The sequence below is a fragment of the Blattabacterium sp. (Mastotermes darwiniensis) str. MADAR genome, assembly GCF_000233435.1.
Taxonomy (GTDB): domain Bacteria; phylum Bacteroidota; class Bacteroidia; order Flavobacteriales; family Blattabacteriaceae; genus Blattabacterium.
This window is the reverse complement of sequence record NC_016146.1, coordinates 108,145-130,254: the sequence shown is the minus strand read 5'-3', so window position 1 is coordinate 130,254 and position 22,110 is coordinate 108,145. Positions and strand designations below refer to the sequence as shown.

The 22,110-nt window shown below is 27.5% G+C and carries 20 protein-coding genes and 1 pseudogene; 14 read left to right on the top strand and 7 right to left on the bottom strand.

The genetic code is table 11. The features are described 5' to 3' along the window. Genes mraY through hisS form a run of 9 tightly spaced genes read left to right on the top strand, consistent with a single transcriptional unit; the run spans position 1 to position 11,126 of the window. Positions 1 to 1,167 (top strand): phospho-N-acetylmuramoyl-pentapeptide-transferase, encoded by a 1,167-nt coding sequence (gene mraY, locus MADAR_RS00605; protein ID WP_148256095.1) that lies wholly within the window; start codon positions 1 to 3, stop codon positions 1,165 to 1,167. Positions 1,168 to 1,170: 3 nt separating this feature from the next. Next, entirely contained in the window at positions 1,171 to 2,553 is a 1,383-nt protein-coding gene (gene murD / locus MADAR_RS00600; protein WP_014158599.1) for a UDP-N-acetylmuramoyl-L-alanine--D-glutamate ligase, read from the top strand. Continuing rightward, a complete protein-coding gene (locus MADAR_RS00595; RefSeq protein ID WP_014158598.1) occupies positions 2,525 to 3,712 on the top strand; it encodes an FtsW/RodA/SpoVE family cell cycle protein in 1,188 nt (395 codons plus the stop codon). The genes murD and MADAR_RS00595 overlap by 29 nt, the downstream gene beginning before the upstream one ends. Next, positions 3,705 to 4,817 carry an undecaprenyldiphospho-muramoylpentapeptide beta-N-acetylglucosaminyltransferase gene (gene murG / locus MADAR_RS00590; protein WP_014158597.1) on the top strand — a complete coding sequence of 371 codons (1,113 nt, stop codon included), beginning with the start codon at positions 3,705 to 3,707 and terminating at the stop codon, positions 4,815 to 4,817. Before MADAR_RS00595 ends, murG begins: the two co-directional genes overlap by 8 nt. Before the next feature lie 2 nt (positions 4,818 to 4,819). After that, complete coding sequence (murC, locus tag MADAR_RS00585) at positions 4,820 to 6,211, top strand: UDP-N-acetylmuramate--L-alanine ligase (RefSeq protein ID WP_041178020.1); 1,392 nt, start codon at positions 4,820 to 4,822, stop codon at positions 6,209 to 6,211. 4 nt (positions 6,212 to 6,215) lie between these two features. Continuing rightward, a complete protein-coding gene (locus tag MADAR_RS00580; protein ID WP_014158595.1) occupies positions 6,216 to 6,941 on the top strand; it encodes a cell division protein FtsQ/DivIB in 726 nt (241 codons plus the stop codon). A gap of 4 nt (positions 6,942 to 6,945) precedes the next feature. Next, the gene (gene ftsA / locus MADAR_RS00575; protein WP_014158594.1) at positions 6,946 to 8,316 is read left to right on the top strand and encodes a cell division protein FtsA; all 1,371 of its coding nucleotides are present in this window, start codon (positions 6,946 to 6,948) and stop codon (positions 8,314 to 8,316) included. 8 nt (positions 8,317 to 8,324) lie between these two features. Further along, complete coding sequence (ftsZ, locus tag MADAR_RS00570) at positions 8,325 to 9,701, top strand: cell division protein FtsZ (RefSeq protein WP_014158593.1); 1,377 nt, start codon at positions 8,325 to 8,327, stop codon at positions 9,699 to 9,701. A 9-nt stretch (positions 9,702 to 9,710) separates the two neighbouring features. Then, complete coding sequence (gene hisS / locus MADAR_RS00565; RefSeq protein ID WP_014158592.1) at positions 9,711 to 11,126, top strand: histidine--tRNA ligase; 1,416 nt, start codon at positions 9,711 to 9,713, stop codon at positions 11,124 to 11,126. Here the strand turns inward: hisS and pnuC are convergent. Then, positions 11,123 to 11,728, bottom strand: coding sequence for a nicotinamide riboside transporter PnuC (gene pnuC, locus MADAR_RS00560; protein WP_014158591.1), 606 nt, complete (start codon positions 11,726 to 11,728; stop codon positions 11,123 to 11,125). The genes hisS and pnuC overlap by 4 nt on opposite strands. Position 11,729: 1 nt before the next feature. Then, positions 11,730 to 12,344 carry a 4'-phosphopantetheinyl transferase superfamily protein gene (locus MADAR_RS00555; RefSeq protein WP_041177985.1) on the bottom strand — a complete coding sequence of 205 codons (615 nt, stop codon included), beginning with the start codon at positions 12,342 to 12,344 and terminating at the stop codon, positions 11,730 to 11,732. Between the two features lie 101 nt (positions 12,345 to 12,445). Between MADAR_RS00555 and MADAR_RS00550 the strand changes: the two genes are divergently transcribed. Continuing rightward, a complete protein-coding gene (locus MADAR_RS00550) occupies positions 12,446 to 13,492 on the top strand; it encodes an Mrp/NBP35 family ATP-binding protein (RefSeq protein WP_014158589.1) in 1,047 nt (348 codons plus the stop codon). Here MADAR_RS00550 and MADAR_RS00545 read toward each other — a convergent pair. Together MADAR_RS00545 and murB are read right to left on the bottom strand one after the other, a co-directional pair. Beyond that, positions 13,435 to 14,298: a purine-nucleoside phosphorylase gene (locus MADAR_RS00545; protein WP_014158588.1), complete on the bottom strand. Its 864-nt coding sequence runs from the start codon at positions 14,296 to 14,298 to the stop codon at positions 13,435 to 13,437. The two genes, MADAR_RS00550 and MADAR_RS00545, sit on opposite strands and share 58 nt — an antisense overlap. 65 nt (positions 14,299 to 14,363) lie before the next feature. Further along, positions 14,364 to 15,386, bottom strand: coding sequence for a UDP-N-acetylmuramate dehydrogenase (murB, locus tag MADAR_RS00540; RefSeq protein WP_014158587.1), 1,023 nt, complete (start codon positions 15,384 to 15,386; stop codon positions 14,364 to 14,366). Between the two features lie 100 nt (positions 15,387 to 15,486). On the opposite strand from murB, the gene MADAR_RS00535 reads away from it, so the two are divergent. Both MADAR_RS00535 and rlmB read left to right on the top strand, forming a co-directional pair. Next, complete coding sequence (locus tag MADAR_RS00535; protein ID WP_014158586.1) at positions 15,487 to 15,756, top strand: YtxH domain-containing protein; 270 nt, start codon at positions 15,487 to 15,489, stop codon at positions 15,754 to 15,756. A 340-nt stretch (positions 15,757 to 16,096) separates the two neighbouring features. Beyond that, positions 16,097 to 16,857 (top strand): annotated as a pseudogene (gene rlmB, locus MADAR_RS00525) (23S rRNA (guanosine(2251)-2'-O)-methyltransferase RlmB). Between the two features lie 21 nt (positions 16,858 to 16,878). Here rlmB and pheS read toward each other — a convergent pair. Together pheS and MADAR_RS00515 are read right to left on the bottom strand one after the other, a co-directional pair. Next, positions 16,879 to 17,877, bottom strand: coding sequence for a phenylalanine--tRNA ligase subunit alpha (gene pheS / locus MADAR_RS00520; RefSeq protein ID WP_014158584.1), 999 nt, complete (start codon positions 17,875 to 17,877; stop codon positions 16,879 to 16,881). 23 nt (positions 17,878 to 17,900) lie between these two features. Next, positions 17,901 to 18,248, bottom strand: a complete 348-nt coding sequence (locus MADAR_RS00515; protein ID WP_014158583.1) for a hypothetical protein — start codon at positions 18,246 to 18,248, stop codon at positions 17,901 to 17,903. A gap of 29 nt (positions 18,249 to 18,277) precedes the next feature. Here MADAR_RS00515 and MADAR_RS00510 point away from each other — a divergent pair, with 29 nt between their 5' ends. Further along, complete coding sequence (locus tag MADAR_RS00510) at positions 18,278 to 18,790, top strand: CvpA family protein (protein ID WP_014158582.1); 513 nt, start codon at positions 18,278 to 18,280, stop codon at positions 18,788 to 18,790. Further along, positions 18,780 to 19,775 carry a LuxE family acyl-protein synthetase/acyl-CoA reductase gene (locus tag MADAR_RS00505; protein ID WP_014158581.1) on the top strand — a complete coding sequence of 332 codons (996 nt, stop codon included), beginning with the start codon at positions 18,780 to 18,782 and terminating at the stop codon, positions 19,773 to 19,775. The genes MADAR_RS00510 and MADAR_RS00505 overlap by 11 nt, the downstream gene beginning before the upstream one ends. Here the strand turns inward: MADAR_RS00505 and MADAR_RS00500 are convergent. Continuing rightward, complete coding sequence (locus tag MADAR_RS00500; protein WP_014158580.1) at positions 19,772 to 22,105, bottom strand: inorganic phosphate transporter; 2,334 nt, start codon at positions 22,103 to 22,105, stop codon at positions 19,772 to 19,774. The two genes, MADAR_RS00505 and MADAR_RS00500, sit on opposite strands and share 4 nt — an antisense overlap. Positions 22,106 to 22,110 lie beyond the last annotated feature (5 nt).

The window sequence follows — 22,110 nt, the reverse complement described above, 5'->3', positions numbered from 1 at the left end:
ATGATAATCTTTTGTCATATTTTTAAGCATTTAATTCCTGGTATTAATTCTATTCTTTTAAGATCTGGAATCTCTTTTTTTTTATCAATGATTATATCATTGATTGTTAATAAGAAAATGATTGCATGGAATGAAAGAAAAAAAAGTATAGGAGAACGAGTACGAGATCTTGGGATTACTGGACAAAAAGAAAAAGAAGGAACGACTACAATGGGAGGAATACTCATTATAATTTCTACTTTAATTCCTACAATTTTTTTTTCAAAATTGAACAATTTATATGTTATTATTTTGATAATAACTACATTATGGATTGGATCGATTGGTTTTATAGATGATTACATAAAAATAAAATATAATAAAAATGGGCTTAGTATCCTGGGAAAAATATTAGGTCAAATCCTCTTAGGACTTTTTATCGGAAGTATCATGTCTTTTAATAACAATAATATCCTCACCACTGAAATGAATACTGAAGTGGAAGAACATCGTTTTAATACGACTCTTCCTCTTATTGTTTCTAATAATGAATTCGACTATGCCTATATTTTAAGTTGGTATAATCAAAAATGGAAAAAATATGCATGGATTATTTTTATTCCTATCGTTATTTTCATGGTTACATTTCTATCCAACGGAGCAAACATAACCGATGGAATTGATGGTTTAACGGCTGGAATTTCTTCTATAATTTTGGCTACCTTATCCTTATTCTCCTTAGTTTCCAGCAATAAAACATATTCCTCTCATTTTCATTTTATCTATATTCCTCATATAGAAGAAATCTTAATATTCTCTTTTTCTTTTTTGGGATCTTTAATTGGTTTTCTTTGGTATAATATTTATCCAGCAGAAATTTTTATGGGAGATAGTGGAAGTTTAACTATAGGGAGTGTAATTGCAACAATATCCATCCTAACTAAAAAAGAATTAATTCTTCCTATTCTAGGTGGAATTTTTTTTGTAGAAAATATTTCTGTAATAGTACAAGTATTGTATTTTAGATTCTATAAAAAAAAATATGGAATAGGAAAAAGGATTTTTCTGATGGCTCCTTTACATCATCATTTTCAAAAACTAGGTTATCATGAAAGTAAGATAGCCTACCGTTTTTTTATCATACAAATGATACTTTCTATGATTGTATTTATTTTATTAACCTTATAAATAATGAAAAAAAATTTAATCGTTGTATTGGGTGGAGGAGAAAGTGGGGTAGGAGCCGCTTTATTGTCTAAAAAGATGGGATTTAAACCATTTGTATCTGATTCTGGAGTTATTCTCAATAAATACAAAAAAATTTTAGTAGAAAATGGAATTTCTTTTGAGGAAAAGGGACATACAGAAAATATAATTATTCAGAAATCTATCAAAGTTATAAAGAGTCCTGGAATTTCTAGAGAAGATCCATTGATCAAGAAAATTAATTATCTTGGGATTCCCATTGTTTCTGAATTAGAATTTGGAAAAAATTATCGGAATACTTCCTATATTATTAGCATTACAGGAAGTAATGGAAAAACAACTACCAGTCACATAGTTTACAAAATTCTTAAAAAAGAGGGAATCCATGTAGGAATTGCAGGAAATATTGGACGTAGTTTTTCACGAGAAGTCCTAAATAAAAAAAAAGATGTTTATGTATTGGAAGTTAGCAGTTTTCAACTGGATGATTGCTTCAAATTTCGTTCAAATATTGCAGTATTATTAAACATTACAAGGGATCATTTAAATAGATATAATAATTCCTTTGAAAAGTATATTTTTTCTAAATTTAGAATTGCTACTCATCAAAATAAGGAAGATATTTTTATTTATAATCATGATGATCCCATTATAAGAAAAGAATTTAAAAAATATCCAATTGTATCCAATTGTATTCCTTTTTCTATAAAAGAGAAGTTACACGTAGGTGCTTATATAAAATGGAATCATATTTTTTTTCGGAATAAAAATCAAGAAGAAATAGGTATTCTCAATGTAGAAAAAATTCCTTTAAAAGGGGATCATAATTTATCCAATGTTATGGCTGCAGTTCTTGTTTCATCGACATTAAATGTTCAAAAAAAATCAATCATTTCTACTATATTAGAGTTGACCCCTATAGAACATCGTATGGAAAAAGTACTAAATATTAATGGAGTACAATTTATTAATGATTCTAAAGCTACTAATGTGAATTCCGTTTTTTATGCATTGAAAAGTATGAATGCTCCTACGATATGGATTGCAGGAGGACAAGATAAAGGCAATGATTATGAAGAACTCCTTCCATTGGTGAAAGAAAAAGTGAAAGCCATAATTTTTTTAGGAAAGGAAAATAAAAAATTTGTAAATTTTTTTCAAGATGTTATTGATATTATGGTGGAAACAGAAAGTCTTAGACAAGCTGTTCGTATAGCTTATCTGTTATCCATTCATGGAGATAATATTCTGTTATCTCCTGCATGTTCCAGCTTTAATCTTTTTAAAGATTATAAGGAAAGAGGTCATAAATTTAAACAAGAAGTAAGAAAACTTTTCTATGAGAAAAATAGATATTTTTTTGAATAGATATATAAAAGGAGATAGATATTTATGGGCTTTCATTACCTTATTATCCATCTTTTCCTTTCTCCCAGTCTATTCAGCCAGTACCAATTTAGTTACTACGTATGGAGGGACAAATACAGTATTCCGTTATTTATTCAAGCATGCTCTTTTTTTGCTAGTTGGTTTTTGCATTCTTTTTTTGACTCAGTTTATAGACTATAAATATTTTTATCGTATGTCTATACTTACCATTCCTATAATTTTAGTTTTGCTTTTTTTTACAATCATCCAGGAAAAAGAACTAGATGGGGTCAATGCATCTCGTTGGTTGCATATTCCCATCCTTAATATATCCTTTCAAACTTCCAACATTGCTGGACTAGTTCTTTTTATTTACTGTGCTAGATATTTAGCATCCAAAAATAAAGAACGTATGAACTTTATACATTCCTTTTTTCCTTTAATTTTTCCTATTTTTTTCATTCTTGGACTGATATTTCCAGCAAATGGTTCTACGGCTGTAATTGTTTTTATTTCAGTTTTAATTATTCTTTTGATAGGAGGATATCCTTTTACAGGGGTTATAGGAATTTTATTGATGGGAATTGTAGCAGCAGGAATATATATTTACTCAGTAATAAAATGGGGAGAAAAAAAACCAATGAATCGAGTTTATACATGGAAAAATCGTATAGAAAATTTTTTGGATAAGGATTCTGAAGAAAGTTATCAAATAAAACAATCTAAAATGGCTATTGTTTTAGGCAATAAATTTGGTCGTGGACCAGGGAAAAGCGTTTTTAAGGCTTTCCTTCCACAATCTTCTTCAGATTTTATCTATTCTATTGTTATAGAAGAATATGGATCTTTTGGAGGGATACTTCTTCTGTTCATTTATATCCTTATTTTGCTTAGAATTATGGTAATTGCTACGAAAGTCCCAAATTATTTTTGTACTTTATTGGTCCTTTCTGTAGGTTTGCCTATTATTAATCAAGCACTCATTAATATGGGAATAGCTGTTGGTTTATTTCCTGTAACGGGACAAACTTTACCACTAATTAGTGCAGGAGGAACTTCTATGTGGGTTACATTTTTCAGTTTTGGAATAATACTTAGTGTTAGCAGAATCATATATGATAATCCTATAGACCAAAGAAAAAAAATTAATAATGAATAAGATTTTTACACCTAGAATAATTATTGTAAGTGGAGGAACAGGAGGACATATCTATCCTGGAATAGCTATAGCAGATGAACTGAAAAAACAGATTCCAAAAGTAAATATTTTATTTATTGGATCTAAAAATAATATGGAAATGCAAGAAATCCCTAAATTTGGATATAAAATTGAAGGGATTTGTATTTCAGGTGGAAGAGATAAATTTTTTTCTTTATCAGGATTTTTTATTTTATCTATGGAATTAATGTATAGCTTCTTTTTCTCAAGGAGAATTTTAAAAAAGTTTTCTCCTGATATAGTTATTGGAACAGGTGGATACGTTAGTTTTCCTACTTTATATGCTGCAAAAAAAAATAAAATTCCCATTTTTATTCAAGAACAAAATTCCTTTCCTGGGTTTACCAATAGAATATTCTCTTCTTATGCTAAGAAAGTATGTATTGCTTTTGAAGAATCGAAAAAATATTTTCCAAAGGAAAAGACTATAATAACTGGAAATCCAGTAAGATCTGAAATATTACAATTACCTAGTAGAGAAAAAGCTTGTTTCTATTTAGGATTAAAAATGGATAGACCTATTATTCTATCTATGGGAGGGAGTCAGGGATCCAATAGTATTAACAACGCTTGGATAAATGGGTTAAAAAAATTGATACATTTTGATATCCAACTTATTTGGCAAGTAGGAAGAATGGATATTCATAAAATAAAAAGAAACCATACACTTTCCTATCATAAAAATTTTATTGTAATGGAATTTATTGAAAATATTCCGATCTGTTATGCTGCAGCAGATATTATTGTGTCTAGAGCTGGAGCTTTAACCATATCAGAAATATGTTTGATAGGAAAACCCTACATATTGATTCCTTTACCTTGGTCTTCAGATGATCATCAAAATAGAAATGCTAAAATATTGGAGGATAAAGAGGCGGCTATGATAATTAAAAATGAAGAAATAGATAAAAAATTAGTGGATACCACTATAAAACTCCTGAATGATCCTAACAGGAAAAAAAAAATGAGCAGAAATATTTTACAGTTAGGAAAACCTAAAGCAACGAACGATATTGTCAACGAAATTTTACAGATTATTTTATGATATTGAATCTCAATAAAATTGAGGCCTTTTACTTTTTAGGAATAGGTGGAATAGGAATGAGTTCCTTAGCAAGATATTTTCATTCTATGGGTAAAAAAGTTTCTGGTTATGATAGATATAGGACCTCTTTAACCACAGAATTAGAAAAAGAAGGAATATTCATAAATTATAAGGATGATACAGAAATGTTACCCAAATGGATTAATTCTTCTTCTACACAATGTTTAATTGTCTATACCCCATCTATTCCAGATAATCATAGACAATGGATTTTTCTAAAAAAAAGATATGGAAAAAATATCAAAAAACGTTCTCAGGTATTAGCTCTAATTACAAAAAATAAAACTTGTATAGCTATAGGAGGAACACATGGAAAAACAACCACTTGTACCTTACTAGGACATATTTTATATAGTGCTGGAAAAAAGTTTACAGCTTTTTTAGGAGGAATTTCTGAAAATTATCAATCTAATCTTATTTTAAATGGAACGGAAATTTTCTTGGTAGAAGCCGATGAATTTGATCATTCTTTTTTATATTTATCTCCAAATATCGCATGTATTACCTCTTTAGACAGAGATCATATAGATACTTATCCTAAAAAAGAGGCCTTGATAAAGGCTTATGTAGACTTTTACAATAAACTAGAAAATCCATATAAGAAACTTTTTCTTTGTCAAGAAGAAGAATATTTTCCGTATGTTAAGAACAACGTTATCCATTATTCTGTAGAAGAAAAAGAAGGAGATTATTATTCGAATAATATTTCTATAAAAGAAAATAAATGGTATTTCGATTTTCATACTCCAAAAGAAACATGGAAATCTCTATTCTTACCTATTCCAGGTTTGCATAATTTAAAAAATGTGACTGCTGCATTGGCTATATCTGATTATCTGAAAATAAACAGTGAAAAAATACGTAAATCCTTATTTTTATTTAAAGGGATTAAAAGGAGATATTCTATCCATTATAAATCTAGAAAAAAAATATATATAGATGATTATGCTCATCATCCTACAGAAATTAACGCATTGATTAGTACTATAAGAAAGTGTTTTCCGGATAAAAAAATATTAGGAATTTTTCAACCTCATTTATTTAGTAGAACAAAATTCTTTGAAAAAGATTTTGCCAAAAGTTTAGAAAATCTTGACCTTTTAATTTTATTGGATATTTATCCAGCCAGAGAACTACCCATTGATGGCATTAGTTCCAATAATTTATTAGATAAAATAAAAATGAATTATAAAAATAAAGAATTGTCTACTATATCCAAAGTTTTAGAAATAATTCCAAAAAAGAATTTTGATATTCTACTTACAATAGGTGCGGGAAATATAGATACATTGATTCAACCAATCAAAAAATGGTTGCATAAAAAATATGGATAAATCAATGAAAAAATATAAAAGACCCTTTATCCCTATTTTATTTTTTTTATATATGAGTCTTATGATATTCTTTTTTTATTTTTCTCAAAAAATACATAAAAATAGAAATTTAGAGAAATTAAATATTATCATTGATCCATTATCCAAAAATCATTTTTTGAATGAAGAAATTATTAAAAATATTCTATTTCCTAGAATAGAAAAAATTGAAAAAAAAATCGGTCAATTGTGTATATTAAAAATGGAACAAAAATTAAATAATTCCCCTTTTATAAAAAAATCTGAAGTATTTCTTAGTGTAGATGGAATTCTAAATATTAAAGTTTGGCAAAAGGAACCAATTTTAAGAATAAAAAATGGAAATGAAGAATATTATCTTACTAAAGATGCGGAAAATTTAAAGCTTTCTTCTTTTTATTCTTCAAAAGTTCTTTTAGCAAAAGGATCCTTTTCAAAGGAAGAAAAAAAACATTTATCTGATTTAGTACAAACCATAAACTCTGATGAGTTATTGAAAAACCAAATTATTGGTATAAAAAAAACCGATTTATTTATTTTAATTCCAAAAATAGGAAATCATCATATTATATTAGGAAACCTAAAAGATTTTAAAATAAAATTGAATAAATTAAAAGCTTTTTATAAGCAGTATCTAAATAAAATAGATATTAATCGATACAAAAGTATTGATTTACAATATAAAGACCAAGTAGTTGCAAAAAAAAGATAAGTCTATGGAATATCAAGATATAGCTATAGGTCTTGATGTGGGGACCACAAAGATTGTAGCTATGGTAGGAAGGAAAAATGAATATAATAAAATTGAAATTTTAGGGATAGGTAGATCTAAAAGTATAGGTGTACATAGAGGAGTGGTCAACAATATCACTCAGACAATTGAAGCTATTCGTGAAGCCGTCAATGAGGCAGAACATAGTTCTGGTTTAAAAATAAGAGAAGTTATTGTTGGAATTGCTGGACAGCATATTAGAAGCCTACAACACAATGATTATATTACAAGATTAGATTTTGAAAACGTGATTAATCAGAAGGATATCCAACAATTAATCGATCAGGTACATAAACTAGTTATGCTTCCAGGAGAAGAAATAATTCACGTACTTCCACAAGAATATAAAGTCGATAGTCAATCAGAAATAGGAGAACCTATAGGAATGTATGGAAGTCGTTTAGAGGCTAATTTTCATGTAGTAGTAGGACAAGTTTCTTCAATTAGAAATATAGGAAGATGTGTAAAAGCTGCAGGATTGAATTTATCCGGTCTTACTTTAGAACCTTTAGCCTCTGCAGAAGCTGTTTTGAATACAGAAGAAAGAGAAGCCGGTGTTGCTTTAGTGGATATAGGAGGAGGAACTACGGATATTGCAATATTTAAAGATAACATCATTCGTCATACTGCCGTCATTCCTTTTGGTGGAAATGTAATTACGGAGAATATTAAAACGGATTGTTTAATCATCGAACGACAAGCAGAACTACTAAAAATAAAGTTTGGATCTGCGTGGCCAGGAGAAAATAAAGAAACAGAAATTGTTTGCATTCCTGGATTAAGAGGTCGTGAACCTAAGGAGATTACCTTGAAACGTCTTTCCAAAATTATTCATTCAAAAGTTGGTGAAATTTTGGAACAAGTTAATATAGAAATAAAGAATTATGGGAATGAAGAACAAAAAAAACGGCTTATAGCAGGAATAGTGATGACAGGAGGAGGATCTCAACTTAAACATATTAGACCTTTAACAGAATATATTACTGGAATGGATGTTCGTATAGGTTATTCCAATGAACATATTGCAGGAGGAGAAAATGGAATGATCAGCAATCCAGAATATGCGACGTCTATAGGTTTAGTGATCAAGGGACTTGAAGATAAAAAAAAATATATTTGCACTGAAATTGGATCCAAATATGATGTAGAGAATACTTCAGAATTATTCTATACAAAATTATACGATAAAAAACGTCGATATTCTCATAATGAGGACAAAGAGGATAAAAAAAAGAAAAAAAATAAGAATAAATCTAAATCTTTTCTTGAAATTTGGGCGGATAAGTTCCGTAAAATACTGAATGATACAGAATAGAATAAACAATGAAAAAAGAAAATATTTTTATACAAAAAAAAGAGAACGTCCCATTTGGATTTCAGAAAAATCGTTCAGCTGCTATAAAAGTCATTGGTGTAGGAGGTGGAGGAAGTAATGCTTTAAGTTATATGTTTGAACAAGGAATTACTGGTGTAGATTTTATAGCTTGTAATACGGATTCTCAAGCGTTGAATAATAATCCTGTGCCAGTAAAAATTCAATTAGGAGCTTCTATTACAGAAGGGTTAGGTGCTGGAGCGGATCCAGAAATAGGAGAAAAAGCAGCCTTAGAAAGTCTAGAAGAAATAAAAAGTATTTTAGATTCTAATACAAAAATGACCTTCATTACAGCAGGAATGGGAGGAGGGACAGGAACTGGTGCAGCTCCAATTATTGCAGGTATTTCTAAGGAAAAAGGAATTCTTACTGTAGGAATTGTCACTATTCCTTTTCATTTTGAGGGAAAAATGAGATTACAACAAGCTCAAAAAGGAATAGAAGCATTAAGAAAAAATGTGGATTCTCTTATTGTCATTAATAATGATAAATTGAGAGAATTGTATGGAAATCTTGGATTTAAAGCAGGATTTTCAAAAGCAGATGAAGTTCTTACCACTGCAGCTAAGGGAATTGCAGAAGTCATTACTCATCATTATAAACAAAATATAGATTTAAGAGATACTAGAACGGTTCTTAAAGAAAGTGGGACGGCTGTTATGGGGTCTGCTATTTCTATTGGCGAAAATAGAGCAAAGGAAGCAGTTGTACAAGCTTTAGATTCTCCATTATTGAATGATAATAAGATAACTGGAGCAAAAAATGTTCTTTTGCTTATTGTTTCAGGAAAAATTGAAATTACTATAGATGAAATAGGAATTATCAGTGATTATATACAAGCAGAAGCGGGAAACAATGCCAATATTATTATGGGAATTGGAGAAGACGAAAATTTGGAAGAAAGTATTTCAGTTACTATAGTAGCAACTGGGTTTCCAACGGAAGTACAAAGGGCTATTAATCACGAAGAAAAAAAAATATTTCATAGGTTAGAAGAACCTTATAAACAAACATTAACGAAAATAGAGGAAATACATTCTTATTCTCAAGAACCTTTTTATTACAAAAAGAAAACTATTAGTAGTGATTCAGGAATCCATAATAAGAAATCCTTCAATTTCAATCCAAAAGAAAATATTTTTAATAAATCTATTAATCATGATTCCAGTTCTTCTTTGGGAGAAAAGAAAAGATATATGTTGGAAGATCATTTTGATCTCCCTATTTACTACAAAGAAAAAAATAAGACAAGTAAGAGGAAACGTTCTCATCCTCTTTCTTATTATAATAAAAAAAGTAAAAATGAAGACATTAATAATTTTTAGATAAATTCTATGGAAAATCCTAGAATTCCAAAAGGGACAAGAGATTTTTCTTTTGTGGATATGAATAAAAGAAACTATTTGATTGAAATTATTCGAAATAAATTTGAACTTTTTGGTTACTATTCCATAGAAACCCCTTCTTTTGAAAATCTTTCTACTCTTATTGGAAAATATGGGAAAGAAGGAGATACCCTAATGTTTAGGTTACTGCATTCCGGTGATCTTTTAAGAAGAGTAATTTCAAATTTATTGAGGGAAAATAAAGAAATTACAGTGGATATTATTACTAAATTTTTGACCGAACATGTATCCAATAAAGCACTTAGATATGATTTAACGGTTCCTTTTGTACGTTATGTAGGAATGCATAGAAATGAAATTGTTTTTCCTTTTAAGAGATATCAAATACAACCAGTATGGCGTGCCGATAAACCACAAAAAGGAAGATTTAGAGAGTTCTATCAATGCGATGCGGATATAATAGGCCCCGGCCCCCCTTACTCCTTATGGCAAGAAATTGAATTAATTAAACTTTGTGACGAAATTTTTACCAAACTAAATTTTCCTATAATTATTCATATTAATCATAGAGATATTTTAGGAGGATTAGTGGAAATTTCTGGAATAGAAAATTCTTTATGGAAAGATTTTACTACATCTTTAGACAAATGGAATAAGATAGGAAAACATCTAGTAAAAAAAGAAATGCTACATAAAGGTATTTCTTCTAAATCTTTTGAAAAAATAGAATTTTTTTTGGATATGAAAGAAGATTTTTCCAAAAAAATAGAATATTTAGATTCAGCATTCAAAGGTTATAAAAGAGGAAAAAAAGGAATAAAAGATCTTAATTTTATCTTTCTAAAGATAAAAAATATTTCCTTAAAAAATACAAAATTGGAATGGAATATTTCTTTAGCTAGAGGAATGAATTATTATACAGGAACCATATTTGAAATATTTCCAGATAATGGATTACGTACTAAAAATTCTATTGGAGGAGGGGGAAGATATGATCAATTATCTAAATATTTTGGAATTAACAAACTTTCTGGAGTAGGAGTTTCTTTAGGTTTGGATAGAATCTATTTATCTATGGAAAAAAAAAATTTATTCCAAAAAATTTCTATTTATCCTTCAAAGGTTTTGTTTATTAATTTTGGAGATGAAGAAGTTTTATATGCATACAATATGATAAATTTTTTAAGAGAAAAAGGAATTTCCACTCAATTGTATCCTAATTCTGTGAAAATCAATAAACAATTTAGATATGCCAACGATAATAATATTCCATTTACTATTAGTATAGGGAAAAATGAAATAGAAAGAAATAAAATACGAGTGAAAAATATAAAAAAAAGAATAGAAATAGAATATGACAATATCAATGAGGTAGTTCATCAATTAAATTCGCAAGATATTTAATTTTTTGCTTCTTTATTCCAGATAACATAACCCTCTATAGCCAATACTGTAAGTAAAATAAATAATAAACCTGTTAATACAAGACCTTTCAAAAAATAAAGGGGAATAGAAATTATGTTTCCAACTATCCAAAATATCCAATTCTCTACTTTCTTCATAGCCATTTGATACATTCCAGAAAAGAAAATTCCCGTTGTAAATACATCCATCCAATCGGAATTGTTTTTAATTTTTCCATTGAAAGAATAAACCATAGAACTGAAAATACAAGTGAATACAAACAATAAAGCAGTATAAAAATAATCTTTTTTATTGGAAAAGGTTATAGAAATTTTTTTATTTTTTTTATCTTTTTTGTAGATCCATATATACCATCCATAAAAACTCATTCCTGTATAATATATATTAATAATAAAATCTCCATAAAGAGAAGTAACGAAAGTTAAATAACTGTATATAGTAGTACTCACTATTCCTATTGGATATAAGTATATATGATTTTTTTGTGCAAAGACAACACTAGAAATACTAAACCCTATAGCTATAAATTCTAAAATTATAGAAACCAAACTTATATTATTATGATAAGGGAATACAAACATATTATCTATCTATAATGTACACTAGGTAATGATCATCTATTTTTCTGTAAAAAGCAGAAAACCTTTTACTATAAGAATCTTTCATAATCCAACAGGATATGCAAGAATCGCTTTTTAGGAAAAAAGGAGATACTTTATAGTTAGTTAAAAAACTTGATGAAATACCACCTTCTAACTTATATAAACTTTCTTTAACCCCCCATATGATATGAAGATAATCTTCTTCGTAATTTGGATGTATAAAAAGAGATTCATCTTCTCTAAGGAATTTTTTCTTTATTATTACTATTTTTTTTCTTATTCTTTCTATATCTATTCCTATATGATAGGAGCTAATTGCTATAGCAATCTTGTCAAAAGAATGACTTAAGGAAATATATTTCTCTTGAGGAAAAAGAAAAGGTTTTCTTTTTTCATTGTAAAAAATATTCATGTTGATTCCTATATATCTTAGAGCGTAACGTACTCCTAAAAATTCTTTTTTACGTTTTTTGGATAAAGATAAAAAAAACCTTTTTTCTTTCGTAGAAAGAATCAATTTTTCCAACCACATAGTTTTTAAATGTCCCCATCTAAAAACAATAATCATAGAATGAAATTTTTTAAAAATAAACATATTCCCAGAAATTCATACTTTTCTTGTTAAGAAATCAATTAAATCTATCCATTTTTTTTGTACTATTGTGAAAATAGGTTGGTTATAACTGTTTTTTTTGTATGAAACAAAAAATTGAGAAAGCATTAGAAAATGTTTTTATTATTGAAAATAAAAAAAATATTATTGAATCTGGAATAGTAAAAAAAATAGATGTATTTAAGGATGAAATAAGAATATATATAAGTTTATACAATCCTACAATGCATATCAAAAAAAAATTAGAAAAAGATATCTACAAAAGTATAAAATATCAAAATATAGATACCAAAAAAATACGTATAAAAATAGAAATTCAATTAGAAGATAAAGATACTGAGAGAAAAATACCTGGAATAAAAAATATAATAGCTGTAGCTTCGGGAAAAGGAGGAGTTGGAAAATCTACGATATCCACCAATATATCGGTTTCTTTAATGAAAATGGGTTTTCATGTTGGTTTATTAGATGCTGATATTTATGGTCCTTCTATTCCATTAATGTTTAACCTAGAAGAAGAAAAGGTACATTCCTGTATTATTAAAAAAAATAAGGGTTTGTATGGAATGAATCCTATAACTAGTTATGGGGTTAAAATTCTATCATTAGGTTTTTTTTCTAAATATGGGGAGGCCATTGTTTGGAGGGGACCAATGGCTACTAAGGCTTTAAGACAATTGATTCATGAAACCAATTGGGGTTTATTAGATTTTTTAATTGTAGATTTACCTCCAGGAACAGGGGATATACATTTATCTATTCTGCAAGAAATTTCATTAAAAGGGATTGTTATTGTTAGTACACCTCAAAAAATTGCTTTATCAGATGTCCATAGATCTGTGGGAATGTTTCGTATTCCATCCATAAAGGTTCCAATACTTGGGATCATAGAAAATATGTCTTTCCTTCTTACGAAGGAGAAGGAAACAAAAAAGAAATATTATTTATTTGGAAAAAATGGAGTTAAAAATTTTGCCAATGAAATGAATATTTTTTTTCTTGGAGAGATCCCTCTGTTACAAGAAATACGAGAATATTCTGATTTAGGGATTCCCGTAGTTTTAAAAAATGATCAAATAAAAAAAATTTTTGAAAAAATAACTAAAAATATAATAGAAAAATTATCATAATATTTTATAAATTCTTTGACCATTAATATTAGAATAGGAATAGAGTTTGCTGTTTCTTGAAAAAAGGAGGTCATCCAATTGTAAGACCCCTTTTTATTATGTTCTTGTTCTTCCCCTAATCCGACCATGATAGATATGGAAAATACTCGTAAATTCATCCATTTAGCTGTGATTACGTATGGAACGATATTCATTCCTACACTATCTCCTCCAATAGATCGTATCATTGCATATTCTGCGGTAGTTTTATAATTTGGATAGGGAAAAGCGACATAAACCCCTTTCTGTATAATGATATTATGATTCATCGCAATATTCTCTGCAATTTCCAGCATTTTTTGATCGTATGTTTCTGTAATACCAAAAAACCTATTATTTTCTAATATTTTTTTCATTTCATAACTTTCTGGAAAAAAATTGATATGGTCTTTGACCAACATTATGTCTCCAATTTTGTAATTGGGATTCACTGATCCAGAAATATTAATTAATATTAATTTATTCACTCTCATTTTTTTAAACAGAAGAATAGGAAAATGGTTGTTCCCATTTTCCTCATAGAAAGAATACAAAGGGATAAAAAATACTACTTTTTTTTCTTCTATTTTTCCGAAAATAAATTTTACATAGATTTTTTTTTCCTTTAAGTCTGGGATTTCTTCGTAAGAAATATCTATAGGATTTTTTATTTCTTCGATTAGTTCATTAAACTGATATCCCAATAATATTATTCCAAAATCAGGGATGTATTTTATTTTTTTTTGTATGTATTTTTTTGATTTTTCTAATAAAGTCTCTAAAGTCATTGATGATCCAATTTTTTTTTAAAGATTGAAAAGGTAAATAAAATTCAAGGAGAAAGAAAGTATTTTCAGTATTTTATGATATTTACTTCTATGGGTAAAACAATACCCAATTTTTTTTTGAGTTCTTTATTTATTTTTTTTGAAAAAGAATAGACATCCATCCCACTAGCTTTTCCATAGTTAACTAAAACTATAGGATTTTTTTCATAGACCCCCACATCCCCTATCTTTTTCCCTTTCCATCCTATTGTTTCAATCAAGGAACTAGCAGATAATTTTACTTTATTTTTATTTTTCCAATAAGTAATAGTTGGATGTTTATATTGTAATCTTTTTAAATACAGTATTCCTACTATAGGATTCATGAAAAAACTACCAGCATTTCCGATTTTTTTTTTTGGAAGTTTTCTTTTTCTAATGTTGAATATAGCCTTCCTTAAATCGTAAGGAGTAGGTTGTTTGATATTCATGTTTTCTAATTCCTTTCTAATTTCAATGTAGGATGTATTCAACTTTTTATTTTTTTTACCTAATAGGAAAGTAACAGATAAAACAATAAATTTATTTCTGTAATGTGGATGCTTAAAAAAAGAGTTTCTATATTCCAGTTTACATTCTTCCCGTGTGAAACTTTTTATTATTCCATTATCGGTTTCATAGACTTTTACTTCTAATAAAGTATCCTTTACTTCCACTCCATAGGCTCCAATGTTTTGAATTGGGGAAGCCCCAACTGTACCAGGAATAAAGGATAAATTCTCTAAACCAATGAATCCTTTTTTTATAGTCCAACCTACGAATTTATTCCAATTTTCTCCAGCAAAAGCTTGAACAATTGCTTGAGAATTGGTTTCCTTAATCACTTTCTTCCCTTTTATCCCAATTTTTATTACTAGTCCTTGATAATAATTTTTTAAAAAAAGAATATTACTTCCATTTCCCAAAAAAAATTTTTTAATATAAGGATATCTACAAAAAGTTTTTTGTATCTCTCCTATACTTTTCACATTTACAAAATAATGGGCATAAACATTTATTCCAAATGTATTAAAATTTCTTAGAGAGAAGTTTTTTTGAAAATCTAACATAATAGAAAAATATTTTCATAAATCAACAAAGACAATTTTGTACGTAAATATTGTATGATTAAATTTATTCGTTTATTATTTATTTAACAAAATCATTATTATGAAAAAAGGAGGAAGTTTTTTTTGGGGTTTTATTCTTGGAACTATGGCAGGTATAATAGTAGGAATTCTTTTATATCCTCAAAAAAAAGAGCATAAAATTAAAAATATACTAGGGAAAAAAACAGAAGAACTGAGAGATAATTTACAAGAAATAAGTAAAAAAATTGGAAAAAAGGTACATAGAATTAAATCTGAATTTGAATCAAAGTGGAAAAAAAATAAAATAGATGATAAAAATGACAAAGTAGAAGAAGAATTGGGGACTTAATAAGTTTTTTTTTAATGTTCACTTTTATTAAAAATTTTATCAATAGAAAATTGGAATACTTTCAAAATGAAGCTATAAAAGTGATAGTATCCCTAATGACCGAAATATTCATGAACTTTTTTTTACTTATATTTTTCATAATTATTTTTTTTTTAGGTAGCCTTTATTTCTCTTTTTTACTATCCTATTATTTTGGAAGTTATATTTTAGGATTTGGAATTATTACTTTTTTATATTTTATTCTTCTGTTGGTATTATTTTTTTTCTGTAAAGATTTTATACGATGTTTTATAAAAAATTCCCTTCTTAAAATTTTTAATAGAGGAAAATAAAAAAAAAAATGAAATTAGAAGTTATTTATGGCATACATCCATTAATAGAAGCCATTAAATCTAAAAAAACTATTATAAAAAAGCTCTTTTTTCAAAGAGGCTGGGAACAAGGATCTAATACTTATAAAAAAAAAAATTAATCAGTATTTCAAAAGAAAATAACATACCCATTTATACTGTTACGAAACAGAAATTTCATCGATTTAAAAATAAAAATCATCAAGGAGTTTTTGCTATTCTTTCTCCAATAGAAACTTATCATATAGAAGATTTACTTCCTGTGTTTTATGAACAAGGAAAAAATCCAATTTTGCTCATTTTAGATTGTATTACAGATGTCAGAAATTTTGGATCTATAATTCGTACTTCTGCCTGTGCAGGGGTAGATGCTGTCATCATTCCAAAAAAAAATACAGCTATGGTTGGATCTGATTCAATCAAAACTTCTTCAGGAGCTTTATTTAAAGTTCCGATATGTCAAGAGAAAAACATTTTAAGAACTATAGAATATTTGATTGAATCAGGATTAAATATTGTTTCTGCTACAAAAAAATCCAATAAATATTGGTATGATATTGATTTTTCATCTCCTACGGCTTTAATTTTAGGAAATGAGGAAAATGGAATCCACCATAAATATTTAGAACTTTCCTATGAAAAAGCAAAAATACCAGTAGGAAAAAAAGGAATATCTTCTTTAAATGTTGCCGTAGCTTGTGGAATACTTTTATATGAAATATTACGACAAAGAAAATTCATTAAAAGATAATTTAAAAATCAAATGGATCCTTTAAAAATCACTTTTAAATTGTCTTAAAAAACGAATATCGTTATCAAAATAAATTCTAATATCATGGATTTTATAAATCAGTATGGCAAGGCGTTCTATTCCTATTCCAAAAGCAAATCCAGAATAAGTTTCTGAATCAATGTTTACGTTGTTCAATACTTTTGGATCTATCATCCCACATCCCATAATTTCTAACCATCCTGTATTATTATTATGGTCACAATAATATACATCCACTTCAGCACTAGGTTCTGTAAATGGAAAATACGAAGGACGGAATCGTATTTTTATTTTTCCAAAAAGGGATTTTATCAAATACTGAATGGTTTGTTTGAGATCTGAAAAGGATACTTTTTTATCTATAGAAAAACCTTCTGCCTGATGAAACATAAAATGGGAACGTGAGGAAATTGTTTCATTTCTATATACTTTTCCTATAGACAAAACACGAAAAGGAGGACTATTTTCTTTCATATATCGTATTTGCACAGAAGAAGTATGTGTACGCAACAAAATATCTGGATTTTTGTATAAAAAAAATGTATCCTGCATATCCCTGGATGGGTGATCTATAGGAATATTTAAAGCCGTGAAGTTATGCCAATCGTCTTCAATTTCAGGTCCTTCTACATAAGAAAAACCAATTTTTCTAAAAATTTCTATAATTCGATTTTTTATAATCGATATGGGATGTAAAGATCCTATTTCTATAGATATTCCTGGCATTGTAGGATCGAAATTTAGAATATTTTCATTTTTCATGAAATATCTTGAATGATTCCTTTGTATTTTTTCTTGAACCTTCTTTTTTAAATCATTGATAATTTTCCCAAAAATCTTTCTTTTATGAATGGGTTCTTTTTTTAATTCTTTAAACAACATTGTTAAAATACCTTTTTTTTTTCCCAAAAATTTAATTCTGAATCTTTCTAAGTCCTCAGATGTTTGAGCCTGAAAAAATTTTATTTCTTCTTTTATTTTATCCATTTTTTTATCCATAAAAAATGATCATTTTTTTTTTATCATCCATCAATAATATTTTCCTCAATCATATAACGAATGATAGCTTTTTTAATTAAAAAAGATTGTTCTCCCTTAGGAATTTTTTTTTTAGATAGATAATGTGGCCATCCTTCTTTATCCTTTCCAATAAAAACATAATACCCAAAAGGTTCTAAAATTCTACATATTGCGATATGTAAAAGGTTCATTTTCTCTTCCCTTTTAAAGAATCTATTTTTTCCTTTTCCTAGCTCTTGGATTCCTATCAGGTAAATAATTCCAATGAGATCAATTTTTCCTTCTATGTAAAAATGATTACGTATATATAAAACTACTTTATTCCAATTTATATGAAATTCTTTTTTCATATTATTATGTTCTTAAAAATATTTAATTTATGATTTTAACAGATATAATTATTTTAATTATAGTTATTTATGGGGGATACAAGGGGTATAGAAAAGGGTTATTATCCCAGTTATTTGTATTCATGATATTTTTCATGCTTATATATAAGGGAATCGATTTATTTCACTTATTTTCAGAAATATTACCAAAAAAAGTAAATATAAGGAAGGAAAAACCATTTTCAACAGTTTTTTCTCTAATAATTTTATTTTTTTTTATAATTATTATAGCTTTTTTCACTAAAAAAATCATAGAATTTATTTTTAGAATTACATGGATCAATCCACTTGATAAATGGTTAGGTGGTCTATTAGGATTGATCAAATATTTTTTTTATCTATCAATATGTATTCTTTTACTTAAAGAAGCAAATGAAAAAATAAATTTAATTCCTTATAATTTTTTTCAAAATTCCTTTGAAAAAGAATTTCAATATATTAGAAAAGGTCCAATTTTTAATCAACTGGAAGAATTATACTTTTTATTTTCAAATGAACTTTAAAAGAAATATTTTTTCTATAAGATCCAAAAAAGAATTTGAAACTTTAACCTTGGATATATTCAATTTTCAAGTAGAAAATAACAAAATTTATAGAGATTATCTTCAATCATTAAAAATTAATCCATATCGTATTCAAAATATTTATGAAATACCTTTTTTACCTATTTCTTTTTTTAAAACACATAGTGTTTGGAGTAGTCCAAAAAGTATCGTACCAGAAATAATTTTCACCAGTACTGGAACTACAGGAATAAAAAGTAGGCATTATGTAGCTGATTTGAATGTTTATATTAATAGTATTTGTAAAGGATTTGAATACTTTTATGGTCCAATAGAAAACTTCCAATTTTTAGCCTTCTTTCCTCTTATCCATAGAAAGGATTCTTCCTTAATTTATATGATAAAATATTTGATACAACAAACATATAAAAATAACAGTCATTTTGTTTCCTTAAAAGAAAGAAAACCTCTCTCCCTTCATTTTCATGAAAAAAAAAATATTTTACTTTTTGGACTAAGTTTTTCTTTATTAGATTTTATAGAAAATAATAAGTATACTTATACTATAGAAGAGTCTGGAAAAAAAAATATTATTCTCATGGAGACAGGAGGAATGAAGGGAAAAAGAAAAGAAATAATTCGCGAAGAGTTACACCATCTTTTAAGAAAAGGTTTTTCTCTAAAAAATATTCACTCGGAATATGGAATGACGGAATTGCTTTCTCAAGCATATGCAAAAAAAAACGGGATATTTAGATGTCCTCCTTGGATGAAAGTATACATCAGAGACCAGGAAGATCCTTTTATTCATATAGGAAAAAATAAAATTGGTGGAATTGATATCATCGATTTATCTAATTATTTATCCTGTCCTTTTATTTCTACCAATGATTTAGGAAAAAAAATCAATGACGATGAATTTGAAGTATTAGGAAGAATGGATTTATCAGATTTGCGTGGATGCAATATGATGACCTTTTTTTAAATTTTTATGTGTTTCAACAACAAAATAGAATCGTCTTTTCTTGATGAGGAAAAATGGGATAAAAAATCGGTATATAATAAAAGTATTTCTTCTATATTTTCTGTAATATTTTTTGATTGTAAAAGGATGTCCAACATTAATAAGGTATTTTTTGTTCCATATTTTTTATGGAGAATTCCCATCACCTGTTGATTCATTTGTTCCTCTATCTTTTTGATAATTTTAATTTTTATGGTACGATTAACTTGTCCCACATGTTTCTTAAAACTTTTATTTATGGTTATTTTTTTTATGATATGGAAATGTTCCAGCATAAAATGCTCAATCGTAAGCAAATTCTTTTTCTGATGGAATTTTAAAGGTTTATGGCTATTAATCACATGAAATAAAGTTCTATTGGTAATAATATCTGAAGAGTTCATGATTTCTTTAGTTTTGTTATATATCCGTATATAAAGTATTCCAAAAAAAGGTTCAATAGTCCTATTTTTTCTAATCACTCTAATTAAAGAATTTTGTATCCACGTAAAATTTTCCTTTACTTTTAAAAAGCTTTTTCTACTATATTGAAGGCTTTTTAAATTATATTTAGTAATTCCTTCTATACTACTTTTATAAATCTGTTCTATAGATTCCAGTATAGGACCTAAGAGATCCGAATTATCGGAATTTTTGTTTTTTAAAGTTTTCCCTAAAGTAAAGGGGCCTAAAAGTGTTTTTTCCTCTTCAATTTTTTGATATTGTACTTTTTGAGAGTTTTTATAACTCTTGTAAAAAACAACAATCAATAAAACAATAAAAAATATCAGTGCCCATACTTTTATCAAATACAAAAACGACACCGTGATCCCTGCCATGATAAATGCTATAAGACCTGTTAAAAACCAGCCTCTTATTACTTTTAGTACTCCTGATACTCTGTAAACAGCACTTTCTCTATCCCACGCTCTATCTGAAAGAGAAGTTCCCATAGCCACCATAAAAGTTACGAAAGTAGTGGATAGTGGTAATTTTTGAACAGTAGCTATAGAGATCAATATACTAGATATAGTTAAATTAGAAGAAGCCCTAACTAGGTCAAAAGCTACGTTGTCATCTTTTTGTGTTGGTTGCTTAAAATTTTTTTCTATTCTAACCAAAAATCGTTTCGGAAATAAATTAAAAAATTTATTTCCGAAATATAAAAAAAATCGAACTATTCCTCTTGAAAAAGAATTGGATAAAAATTTTTCTTGAACTTCATTCTGTCGACTTAAATTAATTTCCGTATTGGTGATTGTTTTTGTTTTTTTAGAAAACCAAAGTGTCAATATCATAATTATACCTGAGAATATCAAAATTAAAGATGGAACTTGTACATTTCCAGATAAACTTTTCATATTAAATTTTTCAGCAGGAGGACTTCCTGCTGCTTTCCATATATTATAAGATTGTATACTAGCTATAGGAACCCCTATAAAGTTGACTAAATCATTACCTGCAAAAGCCATTGCTAAGGAAAATGTTCCATATAATACGACAAATTTTAAGATATTATATCCTAAAAAAAAGAATACCTTCGTCACAAAGATCCAGGTTGTAAATAGTACAAGAAAAAAAACAAAAAAATGGTGATTCACCCACCTCATAAAATTTTGGATCAATAAGGGCAATCCTGTTGGATGATCATCCACTACTACTTGTAAAGGACTATGCAATCCTTTTACAATCAAAAAGTAAGTCATACTACTCAATGAAATAGAGGCCCATATCACTCCTACATATTTTAATCTACTTTCATATTCAAAACTTAATAAAAGTCGTATGAAATAATGAATAAAAGCTCCGGAAAAAAAAGAAATTATAATGGATAAAAAAATTCCTATTCCTATTGTTAATGTTTTTTCCGCTTTAATGTATTGACTCAAATGATGAAGTGGTTCATTACTTAATGGAGAAGCCATTTTTATCATGGATAGACTAAATGCTCCACCTAATAAACAGAAAACCATCGATACTGTGGTAGAAGTAGGTAATCCGAAAGTGTTAAAAACATCCAATAAAATAATATCGGATATCATAACAGCTAAAAAAATAAAAATAAGATCGGAAAAAGAAAAAAAAGACGGATCAAAAACACCCTTTCTCGCTACTTCCATCATTCCACTGGATAAAAAAGCTCCCAATAAAATACCTAAACTAGAAAAAACCATGATAGTTTTACGAGAAGCTACTTTAGATCCAATAGCGGAATTAAGAAAATTTACGGAATCATTAATCAAACCAACAATAAGATCAAAAACGGATAATACAAAAAGAATCACTATAATTGATGGATAAAAAAGTTTCATAAAGA